Annotated in this window: 25 protein-coding genes; 21 read left to right on the top strand and 4 right to left on the bottom strand. The window is 36.9% G+C overall.

The window, feature by feature from the left end; translation table 11 throughout:
• The first annotated feature begins 1351 nt into the window (after window positions 1–1351).
• Window positions 1352–1588 (top strand): sigma(X)-activator ComW, encoded by a 237-nt coding sequence (gene comW / locus HMPREF2795_RS01140; RefSeq protein WP_075228008.1) that lies wholly within the window; start codon window positions 1352–1354, stop codon window positions 1586–1588.
• Window positions 1589–1819: 231 nt separating this feature from the next.
• Window positions 1820–3106: an adenylosuccinate synthase gene (locus tag HMPREF2795_RS01135; RefSeq protein ID WP_070458011.1), complete on the top strand. Its 1287-nt coding sequence runs from the start codon at window positions 1820–1822 to the stop codon at window positions 3104–3106.
• Between the two features lie 263 nt (window positions 3107–3369).
• On the opposite strand, the gene HMPREF2795_RS01130 is transcribed toward HMPREF2795_RS01135, so the two are convergent.
• From HMPREF2795_RS01130 to HMPREF2795_RS01115, 4 genes are all read right to left on the bottom strand, one after another.
• Entirely contained in the window at window positions 3370–4518 is a 1149-nt protein-coding gene (locus HMPREF2795_RS01130; RefSeq protein ID WP_075228007.1) for a tyrosine-type recombinase/integrase, read from the bottom strand.
• Window positions 4519–4690: 172 nt separating this feature from the next.
• Entirely contained in the window at window positions 4691–5110 is a 420-nt protein-coding gene (locus HMPREF2795_RS01125) for an Ltp family lipoprotein (RefSeq protein ID WP_007519035.1), read from the bottom strand.
• A gap of 9 nt (window positions 5111–5119) precedes the next feature.
• Complete coding sequence (locus HMPREF2795_RS01120; RefSeq protein WP_075228006.1) at window positions 5120–5509, bottom strand: ImmA/IrrE family metallo-endopeptidase; 390 nt, start codon at window positions 5507–5509, stop codon at window positions 5120–5122.
• A gap of 12 nt (window positions 5510–5521) precedes the next feature.
• The gene (locus HMPREF2795_RS01115) at window positions 5522–5887 is read right to left on the bottom strand and encodes a helix-turn-helix domain-containing protein (protein ID WP_075228005.1); all 366 of its coding nucleotides are present in this window, start codon (window positions 5885–5887) and stop codon (window positions 5522–5524) included.
• Window positions 5888–6310: 423 nt separating this feature from the next.
• Here HMPREF2795_RS01115 and HMPREF2795_RS01110 point away from each other — a divergent pair, with 423 nt between their 5' ends.
• From HMPREF2795_RS01110 to HMPREF2795_RS01025, 19 genes are all read left to right on the top strand, one after another.
• Window positions 6311–6514, top strand: coding sequence for a transcriptional regulator (locus HMPREF2795_RS01110; protein ID WP_038804347.1), 204 nt, complete (start codon window positions 6311–6313; stop codon window positions 6512–6514).
• 142 nt (window positions 6515–6656) lie between these two features.
• Complete coding sequence (locus HMPREF2795_RS01105) at window positions 6657–7364, top strand: ORF6C domain-containing protein (RefSeq protein WP_075228004.1); 708 nt, start codon at window positions 6657–6659, stop codon at window positions 7362–7364.
• 12 nt (window positions 7365–7376) lie between these two features.
• Window positions 7377–7634, top strand: coding sequence for a hypothetical protein (locus HMPREF2795_RS01100; RefSeq protein ID WP_000370959.1), 258 nt, complete (start codon window positions 7377–7379; stop codon window positions 7632–7634).
• Between the two features lie 80 nt (window positions 7635–7714).
• A complete protein-coding gene (locus HMPREF2795_RS01095) occupies window positions 7715–7927 on the top strand; it encodes a hypothetical protein (RefSeq protein ID WP_075228003.1) in 213 nt (70 codons plus the stop codon).
• Window positions 7928–7941: 14 nt separating this feature from the next.
• Window positions 7942–8814 (top strand): phage replisome organizer N-terminal domain-containing protein, encoded by an 873-nt coding sequence (locus tag HMPREF2795_RS01090; RefSeq protein ID WP_075228002.1) that lies wholly within the window; start codon window positions 7942–7944, stop codon window positions 8812–8814.
• The gene (locus tag HMPREF2795_RS01085) at window positions 8814–9011 is read left to right on the top strand and encodes a hypothetical protein (RefSeq protein WP_075228001.1); all 198 of its coding nucleotides are present in this window, start codon (window positions 8814–8816) and stop codon (window positions 9009–9011) included. Before HMPREF2795_RS01090 ends, HMPREF2795_RS01085 begins: the two co-directional genes overlap by 1 nt.
• Window positions 9012–9035: 24 nt before the next feature.
• Window positions 9036–9809 (top strand): DNA cytosine methyltransferase, encoded by a 774-nt coding sequence (locus tag HMPREF2795_RS01080; protein ID WP_075228013.1) that lies wholly within the window; start codon window positions 9036–9038, stop codon window positions 9807–9809.
• Window positions 9802–10023 (top strand): hypothetical protein, encoded by a 222-nt coding sequence (locus HMPREF2795_RS01075; RefSeq protein ID WP_075228000.1) that lies wholly within the window; start codon window positions 9802–9804, stop codon window positions 10021–10023. Before HMPREF2795_RS01080 ends, HMPREF2795_RS01075 begins: the two co-directional genes overlap by 8 nt.
• Window position 10024: 1 nt before the next feature.
• On the top strand, window positions 10025–10516 hold the full coding sequence (locus HMPREF2795_RS01070) for a MazG-like family protein (RefSeq protein WP_075227999.1): 492 nt from the start codon (window positions 10025–10027) through the stop codon (window positions 10514–10516).
• 1 nt (window position 10517) lies between these two features.
• Complete coding sequence (locus tag HMPREF2795_RS01065) at window positions 10518–10784, top strand: hypothetical protein (protein ID WP_075227998.1); 267 nt, start codon at window positions 10518–10520, stop codon at window positions 10782–10784.
• A 153-nt stretch (window positions 10785–10937) separates the two neighbouring features.
• Window positions 10938–11114, top strand: a complete 177-nt coding sequence (locus tag HMPREF2795_RS10740; protein WP_186822892.1) for a hypothetical protein — start codon at window positions 10938–10940, stop codon at window positions 11112–11114.
• Complete coding sequence (ssb, locus tag HMPREF2795_RS01060; RefSeq protein ID WP_075227997.1) at window positions 11111–11527, top strand: single-stranded DNA-binding protein; 417 nt, start codon at window positions 11111–11113, stop codon at window positions 11525–11527. The genes HMPREF2795_RS10740 and ssb overlap by 4 nt, the downstream gene beginning before the upstream one ends.
• Before the next feature lie 13 nt (window positions 11528–11540).
• On the top strand, window positions 11541–11957 hold the full coding sequence (locus tag HMPREF2795_RS11045; RefSeq protein WP_075227996.1) for a helix-turn-helix domain-containing protein: 417 nt from the start codon (window positions 11541–11543) through the stop codon (window positions 11955–11957).
• A complete protein-coding gene (locus HMPREF2795_RS01050; protein ID WP_075227995.1) occupies window positions 11950–12675 on the top strand; it encodes a DUF1642 domain-containing protein in 726 nt (241 codons plus the stop codon). Before HMPREF2795_RS11045 ends, HMPREF2795_RS01050 begins: the two co-directional genes overlap by 8 nt.
• Complete coding sequence (locus HMPREF2795_RS01045) at window positions 12676–13011, top strand: hypothetical protein (RefSeq protein ID WP_075227994.1); 336 nt, start codon at window positions 12676–12678, stop codon at window positions 13009–13011.
• A gap of 12 nt (window positions 13012–13023) precedes the next feature.
• The gene (locus tag HMPREF2795_RS01040; protein WP_075227993.1) at window positions 13024–13284 is read left to right on the top strand and encodes a DUF1372 family protein; all 261 of its coding nucleotides are present in this window, start codon (window positions 13024–13026) and stop codon (window positions 13282–13284) included.
• Complete coding sequence (locus HMPREF2795_RS01035; RefSeq protein WP_075227992.1) at window positions 13284–13535, top strand: hypothetical protein; 252 nt, start codon at window positions 13284–13286, stop codon at window positions 13533–13535. The genes HMPREF2795_RS01040 and HMPREF2795_RS01035 overlap by 1 nt, the downstream gene beginning before the upstream one ends.
• Window positions 13526–13864: a helix-turn-helix domain-containing protein gene (locus HMPREF2795_RS01030; protein WP_075227991.1), complete on the top strand. Its 339-nt coding sequence runs from the start codon at window positions 13526–13528 to the stop codon at window positions 13862–13864. The genes HMPREF2795_RS01035 and HMPREF2795_RS01030 overlap by 10 nt, the downstream gene beginning before the upstream one ends.
• Window positions 13861–14262 (top strand): transcriptional regulator, encoded by a 402-nt coding sequence (locus HMPREF2795_RS01025; protein WP_075227990.1) that lies wholly within the window; start codon window positions 13861–13863, stop codon window positions 14260–14262. The genes HMPREF2795_RS01030 and HMPREF2795_RS01025 overlap by 4 nt, the downstream gene beginning before the upstream one ends.
• Window positions 14263–14374: the final 112 nt, after the last annotated feature.

Below are 14374 nucleotides of genomic sequence, written 5' to 3'. Positions count from 1 at the left end.
ATGATGTCGTAGGTTCGAGTCCTACTGGCGGAGTATGTAGACGTTCCGAGGAACGTCTTTTTTTATCTTTCAGGGGTCATCTTGACCCTTTTTAATTTTGCTCTTTATTAATATTTAGTATCTTTTATAAGTTTGTTAGATTTGAGTTTTTTTAAGTAACTTTTATTCCTTTTAATAGGTCTTAAAAGATTTTCTAGGCATTCTATTTCTTTTATCAGCGATAGCTGATAAATAATGTTCAGAAATATTAGTAAAATCCATTTATTTCGGTTGTCCATTTTGTCTTAATAAGCCATTAGAATGTTCATTGAGCCCCCGTTGACCAGGACAATCTGGACCCGCAAAGAAAATATCAATGTCATGCGCATTGGAAATAGATTTCCAATTAGAAAATAATCAAAAGTTATAGACTTAAAAAGGTAGCTAGGGACTTGAGACAACCATTGATTAATAGAAGCCTCAATATCACTTGCTATCCGTCCATTGGTTTTCAGTGCGATGATGCTTTTGAGCAGCGTTCTACTAAGGAAATAACTGCACTTTTGTGTTTTTCTCCCACAGTTGTATCCCCTTCTAGATGACCGAATTCCGTCTTAAAATCAGGATAACTGTCTGCTCTCTCACGTAAATCTCTACGAAACGCTTGTTTTCCTTGTTTTTCGCTATGATCATTTGGTTTTATGGAGGTCCTCTTTCTTAAAAATACCGCGGTCTGCTAGTCGATAGAGAGTTCTCATAGAACAAGAAATCCTATCTGGATGAGCTCCCTTAATGATATCAAGGCTCCAGCTTAGATCTAAATGAGTTTGAATAAAGTTTTTTTCTGCTTGCGAAAGACTTGTTTTATTCCTGCGACAGCGATTCTTATTGACTTTATATCGCTTATAGTAATCATAAGCAGAGTGCCCCTCTTTCAGATAGTTGATGACATTGTAGATTGTCTGTTTTGATCTTCCTAGTGAGTTTGCAATATCTAAAACTTTTATGTTTTCTTGAAAGTAAGCCTTTATCATTACGAGTTCGTTTGTGGTAAGATGTAGATAGGTTATTTATGTTAGTTCCTATCAGACAAATGTGGTAGTTTATCTGAGCCTAACAAAGATGGCTTTTTCTGTCTAGCTTAATTTTACAAATTGGGATTATAAAGTATACTAGCATAATTCCTACAGTATTTTTTTCATTACAGAAATTTTAGATCTTTTTTGAAATGTAGGATTGTCCACCTGATTTGTTAATTTTTTTATCTGTTATTTATTTGAATATTCATTATAGTACATGATAGAAGTATCTTCCCTGGTTCTTCTATTTTTTTGTTATACTCATTTTATCAATAGAAATGGAGTTAAATAAAATGATTAAACAGATTTATGAACAATATCTTGATTTTTATGATGTTATTGAAAAGGAATATAGTAATTTAATAGATAATGATTTAGAATGGGAAATTTTTCATCTTCGATTTTTACTTTATTATCTTCTTCGTTATAATGTTGATGTTATTCATCCGTTGATTTCTTATCACTATCGAGCTTGCTACCGTTTGTACATTGAGCAACTATTGATTTCAAATGATTGTGTTGGGAGATAATTTATAAATTCCATATTTCCGAACGATTTCATAGTTTTTTCTTTTCAAAATATAAATTTACAATATTTTTTTAATATTAATTTTCTAGTTTTCTCTAGTTCCCTAATGTTTCTGGTCTTTGGTCTTGAAAAAATTGAGAATCTTTATTATAATAAATTGTAAGATATAATTGTAGGTGAGATTCCTGCCATGTATGTGAGAAAGGAAGAGCCTAAGGGCTCAGACAAGATTATGACTTCAGTTGTTGTTGTAGGTACCCAGTGGGGTGATGAAGGTAAAGGGAAGATTACAGACTTCCTTTCAGCTAATGCAGAAGTGATTGCGCGTTACCAAGGTGGTGATAATGCTGGTCACACAATTGTGATTGATGGAAAGAAATTTAAGTTGCACTTGATTCCTTCTGGAATTTTCTTCCCTGAAAAAATTTCTGTCATTGGGAATGGGATGGTTGTAAATCCTAAGTCACTTGTGAAAGAGTTGAGCTATCTTCATGATGAAGGTGTTACAACAGATAATCTACGTATTTCTGATCGTGCGCATGTTATTTTGCCGTACCACATCGAGTTAGACCGTCTGCAAGAAGAAGCTAAGGGTGAAAATAAGATTGGTACTACTATCAAGGGTATCGGACCAGCTTATATGGATAAGGCTGCTCGTGTTGGAATCCGTATTGCGGATCTTTTAGATAAAGATATTTTCCGTGAGCGATTAGAACGTAACCTTGCTGAGAAGAATCGTTTGTTTGAAAAATTGTACGATAGTAACCCTATTTCAATTGATGATATTTTTGAAGAATATTATGAGTATGGTCAACAAATTAAGCAATATGTCACAGATACTTCTGTTATTTTAAATGATGCGCTTGATAATGGCAAACGTGTCCTATTTGAAGGTGCCCAAGGTGTCATGCTAGATATTGACCAAGGTACTTATCCATTTGTTACGTCATCAAACCCTGTTGCTGGTGGTGTGACGATCGGTTCAGGTGTTGGTCCAAGCAAGATTGACAAGGTTGTAGGTGTATGTAAGGCCTATACAAGTCGTGTAGGAGATGGGCCTTTCCCAACTGAATTGTTTGATGAAGTGGGAGAACGCATTCGTGAAGTAGGTCATGAGTATGGTACGACAACAGGTCGTCCACGTCGTGTAGGTTGGTTTGACTCAGTTGTGATGCGTCATAGTCGCCGTGTTTCTGGAATTACGAATCTTTCTTTGAACTCTATCGATGTTTTGAGTGGTTTGGATACAGTTAAAATCTGTGTAGCTTATGATCTTGATGGTCAACGTATTGACTACTATCCAGCTAGTCTTGAACAATTGAAACGTTGTAAACCTATTTATGAAGAATTACCTGGTTGGTCAGAAGATATCACTGGAGTACGTACTTTGGAAGACCTTCCTGAAAATGCACGTAACTATGTTCGTCGTGTTAGCGAATTGGTTGGCGTTCGTATCTCTACTTTTTCAGTAGGTCCTGGTCGTGAACAAACAAATATTTTAGAAAGTGTTTGGTCATAAGAGATTTTTTAAGATTTGTTTAAGATAGTTCAGCTATACTATAGACAGTTACAAGAAGACCTCCTAACTTGTTGTAACAAATATCCTAAACTTTTCTTTTTCATAATAATCTCCCTTAACTCCACCAAATCAGGTGGAGTTTTTTGGCTCTATTTCAGGCTTTTGGGGACTATTCTAAAAATCATTTTTCGATATTTTTCGGTATTTTTCGGATTTTGGTCGGGGAATTGGCGGGGATTTTTTGAGGTTTTGGCGGGGACTTTTTAGCGAATATGACTAAGAAATAGGTCTGTTGTCGCTTCAGCAAGTTCGTCCTCTACTTGATTGTAACGATCGGTCATATAGACTTTTGTATGGCCCAGCGCCTGGCTTAATTGTTCAAGCGGAACCCCTGCAATAATACTTTGAGTTGTGAAGAAGTGGCGCATCATGTGAGGTGTTACATGCAATCCTGTTGCTTCATTCACTAGATTGAAGTTTCTATTTAGCTGGTTTGGATTGATGAGACCGCCTTTTTCATTCAGCGTGATATAATCTTTTTGTTGCTCCTTGATAATCCCTAACTTTCGCTTAATCTTAGAAGCTTCAGCTATCAGATAATAGATAAGGTCTGTTCCGACATCATCAAGGCAGACATAGCGCTCTGAATCCTTCGTTTTAAGCCCTCCTTTCCCTTCCAAGGTCTGGTTGCTTCGACTATCTCTAAGATGTAGTATAGCCCGTCCACTGTCGTTCTGAGTGACGTCCATTGGGCGCAATCCAAAGACTTCTCCTCTTCTTAACCCAAAAATTGTCAGATAGGTTAGAGCGTAGAATTGTTTTGACATGATTTCTTCTGCCTTTGCTATCCAAGTCTTAAACTCTTTGAGAGTCACTTTCTTGTTAGTAGCAGGGATATCACTCTGACCAATAAAGACACCTTTCAAGCGATTTGAGAGCAGATTCCCACTTTTCACGGCATCATTCAGCAATGCCATGAAGCTGGAATTGAGAGTTTGAACAGTGTATCTGGTATGGTTCTGCAACTTTTCAGCGATAAAGAGTTCATACTCATTTCTATCCAGGTTTTTAAGCAGAACAGAACCAAACTTGGGTTTAATATGGTTTTTATAGAGGTTGTCATTGAGGTAGTAGGAAGTGTCATTCCAGCGCCCTGTTGACAATCTCTTTTCAGAATAGATATCCCAATACTTATCAAGTGTTAGATTCGTATTGATACCTAACTCCTGATCTTGGATTTGTTGTTCAATCTCTGTCAAGGCTGCACGAGCTTGTGGAAGGGTTGTGAGACCACTTTTAGTAATCTCTTTCTTTTTACCATGAAAATAGAAAGAGCGTCTGATGTAATAACGTTTGCCTTTTGCAGTTTCATAGTAATAGATATTTGGGTATTTTGTTTTATTATATTTCATTGTATTCTCCTTGTTTATCAGCTTCTGGACAAGGTCTAAACATTGAGAATATTGACATCACCCCTTTCATGGTGTAAAATAGGGTATAGAAAAGAGGCCTTTTTAATGGCTGATTTTTTATAAGGGTGAGCTTCACAATCAAACTTTGGCGAGGGAGATTGTGGGGCTTTTTTTATTCATTTAATTTTTCAATAGCTTTCAGGGCCTGTTCTTCAGTAAACTGAGCATCTTTATCTGTCAAACTTTTAAGTATTTCTTGGTCAGTCTTACCTTCACTTCTTTCTTCTTTTGCAATATCGAGCGCTTCATTAACCCAAACATCACCAACATTCTCAACAGCATATTGAGCAGCTTTCTTTGAATATTTGTGACTCGCACTTTCTGTTAAATACCAAAGAAGTGTTTTTTCAGAAAATGACGCTTTACTTTCGACAAGTTCTTGAGCTGTTTTAAGCGCACTTGCTTTTTCTTCGTCTGCTTTGCTTGATGTTTGTTTTGTAAGAGCATTTGAACCACCGATAGCTAAGATAGCTACCAATATCCAAAACCAAACTTTTTTATAAAAAGGTTTAGAATCTTTTTCTTTTTTCATAACATCTCCTTAAATTATATTTGCTAAATTATAATATTCCTCTTTTACCATGATTTCATTTGTCACGGTTTTTAGATTGTAGTAGGACATGAATTTGAGGTAGTCAAACTCTGTAGGGTCGTCTAAGCTTTCTATCGCATCTTTTACGAGATGATGGATCATATTCCTATCAGCTTCGTTTTCACATCGTAGGCGAGCGTTCTGGTACTCTGAGCGTGTGTGATCTTTGTGTCCTAGTTCATGCAGTAGGACTTTAACTCTCTCTTTTTTGCTGAGTTTACTCGATAGGAAAGCTGTATTGGTTTCTTTTTCGTAAAATCCAAGTTCATCAGGCATCAAATCTCCATCAAAATCGAAAATACGAATCTGAAAATGACTTATAATTTCTTTTTCGGTCACTAAGCAGTACCTCTAATCACCAGCTTCTTTGAGATAACCTTCAATGATAGACTGGATGATTTTCTTCTTTTCATCTGTTAATTCTCGGCCACCGAACATCATGACATTAGATGCCATTTCTTCAACATTTAGTGCCTTCCCTTGCCAGCTATACTCTTTTGAATCACCAGCAATAGTAGGATTATCCGTGCGACCAAGTAAATAATCTGTGGACACGTTGAAGTAGTCAGCAATTTCTTGAAGGCGTTCAGCATTTGGTTTTTTGTTTTTCATACTATAGATTGTATTTCTACTATATCCTAATGTTTCTTCAAGAGAATTTATAGAAATTCCACGATTTTGGCAAAGTTCTTTTATTTTTTCGAACAAAGAAAACATTGATTTATCAACCTTTCTAAGGCATGACAAAAAATATTTAAACTTTTGATTGTAAATCTATTGACAAAACACAATCTATAGTTTAGAATATTATTTGTAAGCTAAAGAGTTAGCGAATAAGACAACTAAAAAATAAAGCCTAATGAAACTGATTGGCGTCCGTTTTCTAGGTAGAACCTTACTTTTAGTAGGTCTTTTCTCTATGATTAAATTCTAAACTATAGATTGTTTTTTGTCAAGAAATTCGCTAACTTTTTAGATAATCTTTTAAAAGGAGGTCAGGGAGGAACGAAGAAGACCTGAAAGAATTATTGGAACTCTTAGCGACAGATTATGGGCGAGGGTATCTAAATGGAGTAATTGGGGGACTTTCAATGCTTTTGAAAATTTCAAAAGAAGCAGAGAAATATAGAAAGGAAAAATATGAGCAAAGAACTAAAGATAATCAAGGCTAAAATCAAAACTCGTTTGATTGAGCTAGATATGACTCAAGCTGAGTTGGCAAAACAAGTATTCGTCGCACCTTCGGTCATTTCAGAACTACTGAAGTATGGCAAAGGAAGTGATTATGTGAAAGAAAAAGTCGTAGATATTTTGGGTATTGAAAACCCTTGGAGAAATCACTGAGAGGTGCATACATGCAAGCGAAAATAATACTGAATTGGCAGAAGAAAAATCACCAACTTAGTCAGATGATGATCGATAGTCTTGAGGGACTAGATGTTTGGGAAACTATTTTAACACTAGGAAAAGTAAGAAGAGGAACATTATGAACGAAATTTTTAATTTTCACGGGCAGGAAGTCCGTACTTTGACAATTGATGATGAGCCTTGGTTTGTCGGGAAGGATGTTGCGGATATTCTAGGATACCAAAACGGTAGTCGAGACATAAACCGTCACGTAGATGAAGAAGATCGCCAAAACTACCAAAACGGTACTTTTGGAAATAGAGGTGTTACCGTTATTAACGAATCTGGTCTTTACTCTCTCATTCTTTCAAGTAAACTTCTACAAGCTAGAGAGTTTAAGCGTTGGGTGACATCAGAGGTCTTACCAGCCATTCGCAAACAGGGCGGTTTCATTCGCGAGGACTTGGACGAGGATGCCTTTATTGCTCTGTTTACTGGGCAAAAGAAATTGCGTGAGCAACAGGCGACCATGCTAGAAGATATCGACTACCTCAAGAGTGAGCAACCGATTCATCCAAGCTATACTCAGTCGCTACTGAAGAAGCGCAAGGCTCGTGTGGTAGCTTGCTTGGGTGGGATTGATAGTCCAGCTTATGCTGACAAAATCTTCGCTCAATCTGTCTTCAGGCAAGCAGAGATTGATTTCAAAGATCATTTCAATATCAGTCGCTATGACCTGCTACCCAAGAAGCATGCGGATGCCGCTCTAGCTTACTGGATGACGTGGGAGCCAAGCACCAATACCAAGATGAAAATCATGAAATTGAACTCACTTGACGAAGTGTAGGAGGGGAAGAAGATGGACAATGTTCTACTTTCACTATCTGAATGGATTAAGTCCATTATCAAGGACACAATCACAAGGCTAGTCGAAATAGAAAAAGATAGTGATCACTATCCAGAGTTGATGGATGTGAACACTACCTGCGAATTTCTAGGAATTAAGTATGCCACATTTTCAGATAATTATCGTTATTTAAAGGGATTTCCAAAGGAATTACCTGGTAAGAAATGGTCAAAAAGAGCCATCAAAGAATGGCTCTCTAATCAAATATAATAACTTTACTAAAAGGCTTCTGGACAAGGTCTTAGCAAAATTATTTGACTATATTATAGCACAAAAAGAGGATAAAAAACATGAACAATTTACAAATTATCGCAGTATGCACAGTAGTTTCAGTGGTCTTGATTGAATCGCTGATGATGAATATCAAGCTGAAAATGGCCATGAGAGCGAAAAAGAAGATTCAATTTCAAGTGCCACAATTTGAAAAAGGGTTTATCGACTTTAAAACAGGGCGACGTGTGGATATTGATCCCGTGACACGAAAAGAAACATTTGTGGATTAAAACGGAGGGTATTGATGGTAGTTAAAAATAAGCGATACTACTGGATTCAACTCACTCAAGATTTTTTCAAGTCAAAAGAAATGAAATTGCTTCGGAAGATTGCTGGCGGCGATACGCACACCATCATCTATCTCAAAATGATGTTGGTTAGTTTGGAAGATGGAGGGTGCATCTACTACGATGGTCTCGCTGACAATCTAGCCGAAGAAATCGCTCTTATGATTGACGAGAATGTTGAAGACATCAAAATTACTTTGCTTTTTTTAGAAAGCAAAGGCTTGCTGACTAGAAAAAATGACAGAGATTATTTCTTAGAACAAGTTCCTGAGATGGTAGGTAGTGAAACCGCAAGTGCCAGAAGGGTTCGCAAGTTTCGAGAGAATCAATTAGCGTTACAATGTAACAACGATGTAACAAAGCGTAACGGAGATATAGATATAGAGAAAGATATAGATACAGAGATAGAGAAAGATATAGATGAAAATCCAGTCGCACTCATCGTCGAAGAATATCAATCTCGTATCGCTCCGTTAGATGGAACCCAATTTGAAATTTTAAAAGAGTTCATTACATTAGATGGTATGGAAATAAAGGTTATCTTGAAGGCAATTGGTCTTGCTGCTGACAATGGTAAAAGAAATTTTAGTTATATCAGAGCGATTTTGACCAATTGGAAGAACGATGGAGTTTTGACGATTGCAGCAGTCGAGGAACGAGAGAGAGCGTACAAAGAAAGTAAAATCAGCAAACGTCTAGGTAATCAGAAATCAAATGTTCCTGAGTGGTCTCAACCTAACTATGTGAATACTACGAGTGAGGAGGACAAAGAAGAACTTGAAAAACGTAAACGTGAACTTCTTGATAGGCTTGATAATGGAGGTGGCTGATGTTTATCTTAAAACATGGGACAAGAGAAGATAAACCGTTCTTGATGTCTGTGGCTATTAGTGTGACTGGCGTTGATGTCTCATATTCGGACGAGCGAAAAGCTATGCGGTTTATTTCTCGTGCGGTTGCGTTGCAGGTGGGCAAGGCATTGAGAGTGTCCTTTGGGAATTTCTATCCAGTGGAGGTGGAGGGATGATTGGAGGTATCGATCATTAAAAAAATGACAGTTTGGGCGCTTTTTGATAGTGGGAATGGCTCTTACCTCAAGGGTGCCAACTCTCTAAATAGTTCAGGGGGGGCGAATATTGAAATCTATTCAATCGGAATGGATATAGAAAACAAGAACAATCATTTCATAAATCTGGACCTTGCTGACTTTGGGCGCCTTTTTGGAGACAACACACTTTTTGATGTGTTAGACAAATTACCAAAACCTGACCTTATAATAGCTAGTCCACCATGTGAATCATGGTCAAATGCTTCTGCGATGGAAAACGGAAATGCGTGTTGGAAACGCAATGATGTTTCTGATAGCTTGTTTGCTCCACAAGTAAGACCTTCACCGTTCACGATCAGGGCAAATAAGGATTACGAGTCAGCCTATATAAATTACCAGTATGACAGACAATTTCTAAAAAGGGTCAATGGTGAGCTAACAGCTTTCAACACAATAGAAATCATAAAAAGATATAGACCACAATTTTGGGTTATTGAGAATCCAGCTGCTGACAGATTGTGGCCTTACATCGAGGATATTATTGGATTCAGAATTCCATACAAAAATCTAGCTAGATACAATAATTATGATTATCCTTTACAAAAACGGACGATTTTTGGAAGCAATATTGAACTTAATCTTAAAAATAAAATTATCAAGCAGGATATCGAGTGGAAAAACTTTTCAAAATCATACAACGAGAGATCTAATATACCTGAAAAATTGGTGTCAGAAATATTCAAAAAAATTTACAAGGAGTTTAGTAAAGATGATTGAACTCTATTTCATTTACAACGGGCACCGAAAGATGCTCATCGGGCGTTTTACACACATACATAGTGCAATCAATGAATTAAAGAAACATCAAGCTAGTTACTCAGCAATCAGTCATCCACGATTTCGGAAAAGCATGAGTGGTGAGAACATTAGGATTGACTACGGAGCAGTTGATTGCTACTACTTGATTACTAGGAAAACGGAGGAAAAATAAGATGAATACAAAAATGAATTTAGAAGAAAAGGTTCAACAGTGGTTTGTTGATAGAAATCTACATGAAGCAAATCCTGTCAAACAATTCTTAAAGCTAATGGAAGAGTCGGGTGAATTGTTTGAGGGTATTGCGAAGGATAAATCTGAATTGATTTATGATGCGCTTGGTGATATTCAGGTAGTGTTGATTGGGCTTGATCAACAGATCAAGAATGGTGCTCAGATTTCAGCAAATCAACAGGAACTTGAATTGCTGCTGATGGTTTCAAGTTTGGGCAATATCGCTCAGAAACTATACGCTCATGTCTGTCACAATGAGACACAGATTCCTTTAATTAAGGCAGATTTAATGTTTCTTGACAGTGTTGTTAGTACGGTTTCATTTTGCAATGGCACTACAGCTGAAAATTGTTTAGAAGAAGCGTACAACGTTATCAAAGACCGAAAAGGGAAAATGATTGACGGAGTGTTCGTCAAAGAGGAGGATTTATAAAATGAAAAAACTAGGAATTATTATTGGTGTATTACTCGTAACAATTGTCTCACCGTTTGTTGTTCAATTTGGTTGGAATGGGATTGTAACGACAATCCTTCCTGTCGGAAAGATTTCGTTTTGGCAAGCTTTGGGAGTAGATGCTTTACTAAGCTTCATAAATCCAACAATCTATAGTGATGAAGAAATTTCAAAAAAACTTACCCAGGCAATTTCGAAGATTATATATTTTGCATTTGTTCTGTGGCTAGCTAGTTTGTTTTTGTGAGGTCAAGGAGTGAGATATTTTAAAATCCTATGTGTTGTTTTACTCACATTCTTCCTCGTGGCATGTCACCAGATTTCGAGTGGGACGGTAGTAGATAAGTACATCGATGAACCTCACACAACGTTCATACCTGTTACAACAGGAAAAAGTTCGGTGCTTGTGCCAACCAGAACCAAAAGAAAATACATTCTGGTCGTTTCAGGTCGTGCAGGTAATAAGCAAGTTGAAGAAACGTTTGAAGTGACAGCTAAGGAATACAAGCACTATGAAATTGGTAATACTTTCATACAAGATGCCGTTTTAGAAAATGAAGAAGGAGATAGAGAATGATCAATAATGTTGTGTTAGTAGGTCGCTTGACTCGTGACCCTAAGTTACAATACACACCGTCAAATGTGGCTGTTGCGAGTTTCAGTTTGGCAGTGAATCGCAATTTTAAGAATCAGGCAGGTGATCGTGAAGCTGATTTTATCAGTTGCATCATGTGGCGCCAACAGGCTGAAAATTTTGCAAATTGGGTTAAAAAGGGTGCTCTTGTGGGAATCACAGGTCGCATCCAGACTCGTAGCTATGATAATCAGCAAGGACAACGTGTCTATGTGACGGAAGTGGTTGTTGAGAGTTTTCAAACTCTTGAAAAGAAAGATAATTCTGCGAACCAGTCGAGCATGGAAAATCAGATGCCACCAACTTTCGGAGCCAGTGATCCGATGGATATTCCAAATGATGGATTGCCATTTTAGGGAGGTGTGAAGGATGAACAGATTGAAACAATTGAGAAAAGAAAAGGGATTGACTCAGCAGGAATTATCTGAAGCAATAACTGCACCAGCTCGGACTATTCAACGTTGGGAAAATGGAGAAAACCAAATCAAAGCGAATAGAGCAAGCCAGTTAGCAGATTATTTTGGTGTAAGCGTAGGATACTTGCTTGGTTATGAACCTGAAAGTGAGCAAGCTAGCAACTATCAAAAAATAAAAATTTGCTTCTCTAATGGTGAAGAACTTAGTTTTCTAGTAAGAAATTTTACAGAAAAAGAACTTACGAAGATTACTAGTCAGTTCAACAATGGAAATTTGATGAGGATTAGAAATTTGTCTGTAAATCCTAAGAATATCAATTATTTTTTTGTTGAAGACTTTGAAGAAAATGAGGTGATTGAAGATGAATAAACAGGAATTGATTGAGCGTATAGAAGGTTTAAAAAATCTTTTCGGCAACAAATCAGAATATATCGAAATAGACTCGGTAATTACACTTATTTCTGAACTAGACGAACCAGAAACAGGTCACGCAGACGAAGCACCTCGTTATGTCAAGAATATACTAGCAAGATTACGAGAACTGCCAGTGCATGATCGTGAAGTTTGGCTAAAGGCTATCATGGGTGAATTTGAGCAAGATTTCAGTCATGCAAAATGGCGTGAAGGCTACGAGCAAGGAAAATTTGAGGGAGCATGGGTTGGTAATCAATTGAAAGATGCTGATAAGATTCGACAAGAATTGAATAAAGTGCTTCTACCTAGTTTTATGGATGACTGGATCTTTAAATGTCAACTTTTAAATGATTTTAGTTTGCGTGATGCACTTGATAGTAACACTATTCATCTCTATGCTAAGAATAGCGAAGTAGTGAAGAAATGGCTTAATGACAAAAAGAACCAAGAACTTTTTGCTAAAGCCTGGTTGACTGACTACGAGGCTGAGAAAGAACCAAAATACAAAGTCAAGTTAAAAAATACAGATGATTATCTAAATGAAACAGAAATTGGATTTCATTTTTTTAACAATGGTAAAAACAATAAAAAATTTACACGAAAGGAACTAGAATATTCCGATTTTGCTTGGGTGCTTGATTGTCCAGGTATTGAAATTGAGGAGGTGGAGTAAATGGAAAATTTAATGTTTTGGGGAATGTTCTTAGCTTGTGTGTCGGTTTTAGTAATGGCAGTATTCGTATTGCTCTATCAACGTCAAGTTAATATTGATTTGAGAAATAAATATAACGATTTAACACGAGAGTTAAATAATTGCTTTGGCTGGGAAGAATGGGAATGGGCGCATAATTTTAGAGAGTACGCTCGTAAAGTTGATTCTCTGGAAAAATTTAAGATGAATCTTGAACAACTTGAAATCATTAAGAAAGCGTTAGATGTTCAAAAACTAGAAGAATTACAAAAACGTAAAGAACTAGTTGAACGTGAAATCGAAAAGCTCGAAAAGTAAGGAGGTGGAGTGATGAAACGTTTTATCGCAATCTGGATTTTATTGTCTGCTGTATTAAATATTTGGCAGAGTATCCACATTAAAAAACTAGAAGCAAAGCGTCCGATTGTCGTTTATAAAGCTGACAATCAAGGAGCAGAAATCAAAGGCAGAGTCTTACAAAAGGAGAAGAATGGCGACATGTACACTATCACAGTACAAAATTACGGAGTATTCGTAGTTACTCAAACAAACTATGAATCTCTAAAAATAGGAGATGAGGTAATTTTGTAATGGCAGAGTACAAGAAACAAACTTACATCATCATTCAGGAAGCAATGGCAGAGCGCATTAGATTTCTGGAAGATGAACTGTATGAAAGGGCTTATAAGGATATTGAGAAGCTAGATGCTCAAAATGATTTCTTAAGAGGTCTTTGTAACAACCAGCTTGAAATCATCATGGATTATGAATGGAAGCAGATGCAAGAGCAGGCTAGATTCATAAAAGCTAATACTAGAAAGTGGAGAGCAAGATGCAGCTAAGACTGAAAGAACTTAGAGAGGACCTATGTCTTTCTGTCGGTCAGATGGCGAAAGAGACAGGTGTTTCTCAAAATACAATCCATTTGTATGAGCGAGGTGGATATCCGTCCATTAAGCAAATTGAAATGATCGCTAAAACTTATGATGTAAATCCTGCTTGGCTTGTTGGGTGGATAGAGGATGAAATGATGCCTGGAGTCCAGGTCGTTGAAAAAGTGGTCTACAAAGAGAGCCCAACGGCAAGATTGCCAGATTATTTTAACAATAATAACGATGGTAAGATTATCAAGTGGAAGCAATCACGAAGATTTCGAGGAGGTAGGATTTGAAGAAATTGAGCGACGAAGACCTCAAAACATTAGACAGAGAACTTTTCAAATTTCAAAACGTTCAACGTACAATAGATTTGAGAAGGCTAGAATTAGAAACTCGAAATCCAGATGCTCAAAGTGGGCCTAGCGTAGGAATAAGCAAACCTACCGAAACCATCGCAATAAAAATTGCAGATGACCCAACCTTAAAATTTCTCGAAGGGTTCAAAGCTATTATTAACAAACTCCTGATCAATCTAGTTGATGAAGACAAGGAAATCTTTAATCTGCGCTGGAGGTATCCTCAACTTAGATGGGAAGAAATAGCAGAACAGAGATTCATGAGCAAAGCTACAATCTATCGACGTAGAAGGATTATCCTAGAGCAGTACGCTATTTTGAAAGGTGAGCTATAAATAAACATGAGACAAAAGACATCTTGAAGTCTCACAAAAAAAGGTTTATTATGATAGCATGAACTTCTGAAACAAAAACACACATTACATCTTAGGAGTCATCCTTAATTCT

Source organism: Streptococcus sp. HMSC056C01, from assembly GCF_001811305.1.
Taxonomy (GTDB): Bacteria; Bacillota; Bacilli; order Lactobacillales; family Streptococcaceae; genus Streptococcus.
Note: the sequence above shows the minus strand (reverse complement) of the source record. Positions and strands in the feature narration are given on the sequence as shown.

Excerpts from the sequence above, each read along its gene's own strand:
- comW (WP_075228008.1), top strand. The coding sequence starts at position 1,352 with ATGATTAAACAGATTTATGAACAATATCTTGATTTTTATGATGTTATT.
- HMPREF2795_RS01135 (WP_070458011.1), top strand. The coding sequence starts at position 1,820 with ATGACTTCAGTTGTTGTTGTAGGTACCCAGTGGGGTGATGAAGGTAAA.
- HMPREF2795_RS01130 (WP_075228007.1), bottom strand. The coding sequence starts at position 4,518 with ATGAAATATAATAAAACAAAATACCCAAATATCTATTACTATGAAACT.
- HMPREF2795_RS01125 (WP_007519035.1), bottom strand. The coding sequence starts at position 5,110 with ATGAAAAAAGAAAAAGATTCTAAACCTTTTTATAAAAAAGTTTGGTTT.
- HMPREF2795_RS01115 (WP_075228005.1), bottom strand. The coding sequence starts at position 5,887 with ATGTTTTCTTTGTTCGAAAAAATAAAAGAACTTTGCCAAAATCGTGGA.
- HMPREF2795_RS01110 (WP_038804347.1), top strand. The coding sequence starts at position 6,311 with ATGAGCAAAGAACTAAAGATAATCAAGGCTAAAATCAAAACTCGTTTG.
- HMPREF2795_RS01105 (WP_075228004.1), top strand. The coding sequence starts at position 6,657 with ATGAACGAAATTTTTAATTTTCACGGGCAGGAAGTCCGTACTTTGACA.
- HMPREF2795_RS01100 (WP_000370959.1), top strand. The coding sequence starts at position 7,377 with ATGGACAATGTTCTACTTTCACTATCTGAATGGATTAAGTCCATTATC.
- HMPREF2795_RS01095 (WP_075228003.1), top strand. The coding sequence starts at position 7,715 with ATGAACAATTTACAAATTATCGCAGTATGCACAGTAGTTTCAGTGGTC.
- HMPREF2795_RS01090 (WP_075228002.1), top strand. The coding sequence starts at position 7,942 with ATGGTAGTTAAAAATAAGCGATACTACTGGATTCAACTCACTCAAGAT.
- HMPREF2795_RS01085 (WP_075228001.1), top strand. The coding sequence starts at position 8,814 with ATGTTTATCTTAAAACATGGGACAAGAGAAGATAAACCGTTCTTGATG.
- HMPREF2795_RS01080 (WP_075228013.1), top strand. The coding sequence starts at position 9,036 with ATGACAGTTTGGGCGCTTTTTGATAGTGGGAATGGCTCTTACCTCAAG.
- HMPREF2795_RS01075 (WP_075228000.1), top strand. The coding sequence starts at position 9,802 with ATGATTGAACTCTATTTCATTTACAACGGGCACCGAAAGATGCTCATC.
- HMPREF2795_RS01070 (WP_075227999.1), top strand. The coding sequence starts at position 10,025 with ATGAATACAAAAATGAATTTAGAAGAAAAGGTTCAACAGTGGTTTGTT.
- HMPREF2795_RS01065 (WP_075227998.1), top strand. The coding sequence starts at position 10,518 with ATGAAAAAACTAGGAATTATTATTGGTGTATTACTCGTAACAATTGTC.
- ssb (WP_075227997.1), top strand. The coding sequence starts at position 11,111 with ATGATCAATAATGTTGTGTTAGTAGGTCGCTTGACTCGTGACCCTAAG.
- HMPREF2795_RS11045 (WP_075227996.1), top strand. The coding sequence starts at position 11,541 with ATGAACAGATTGAAACAATTGAGAAAAGAAAAGGGATTGACTCAGCAG.
- HMPREF2795_RS01050 (WP_075227995.1), top strand. The coding sequence starts at position 11,950 with ATGAATAAACAGGAATTGATTGAGCGTATAGAAGGTTTAAAAAATCTT.
- HMPREF2795_RS01045 (WP_075227994.1), top strand. The coding sequence starts at position 12,676 with ATGGAAAATTTAATGTTTTGGGGAATGTTCTTAGCTTGTGTGTCGGTT.
- HMPREF2795_RS01040 (WP_075227993.1), top strand. The coding sequence starts at position 13,024 with ATGAAACGTTTTATCGCAATCTGGATTTTATTGTCTGCTGTATTAAAT.
- HMPREF2795_RS01035 (WP_075227992.1), top strand. The coding sequence starts at position 13,284 with ATGGCAGAGTACAAGAAACAAACTTACATCATCATTCAGGAAGCAATG.
- HMPREF2795_RS01030 (WP_075227991.1), top strand. The coding sequence starts at position 13,526 with ATGCAGCTAAGACTGAAAGAACTTAGAGAGGACCTATGTCTTTCTGTC.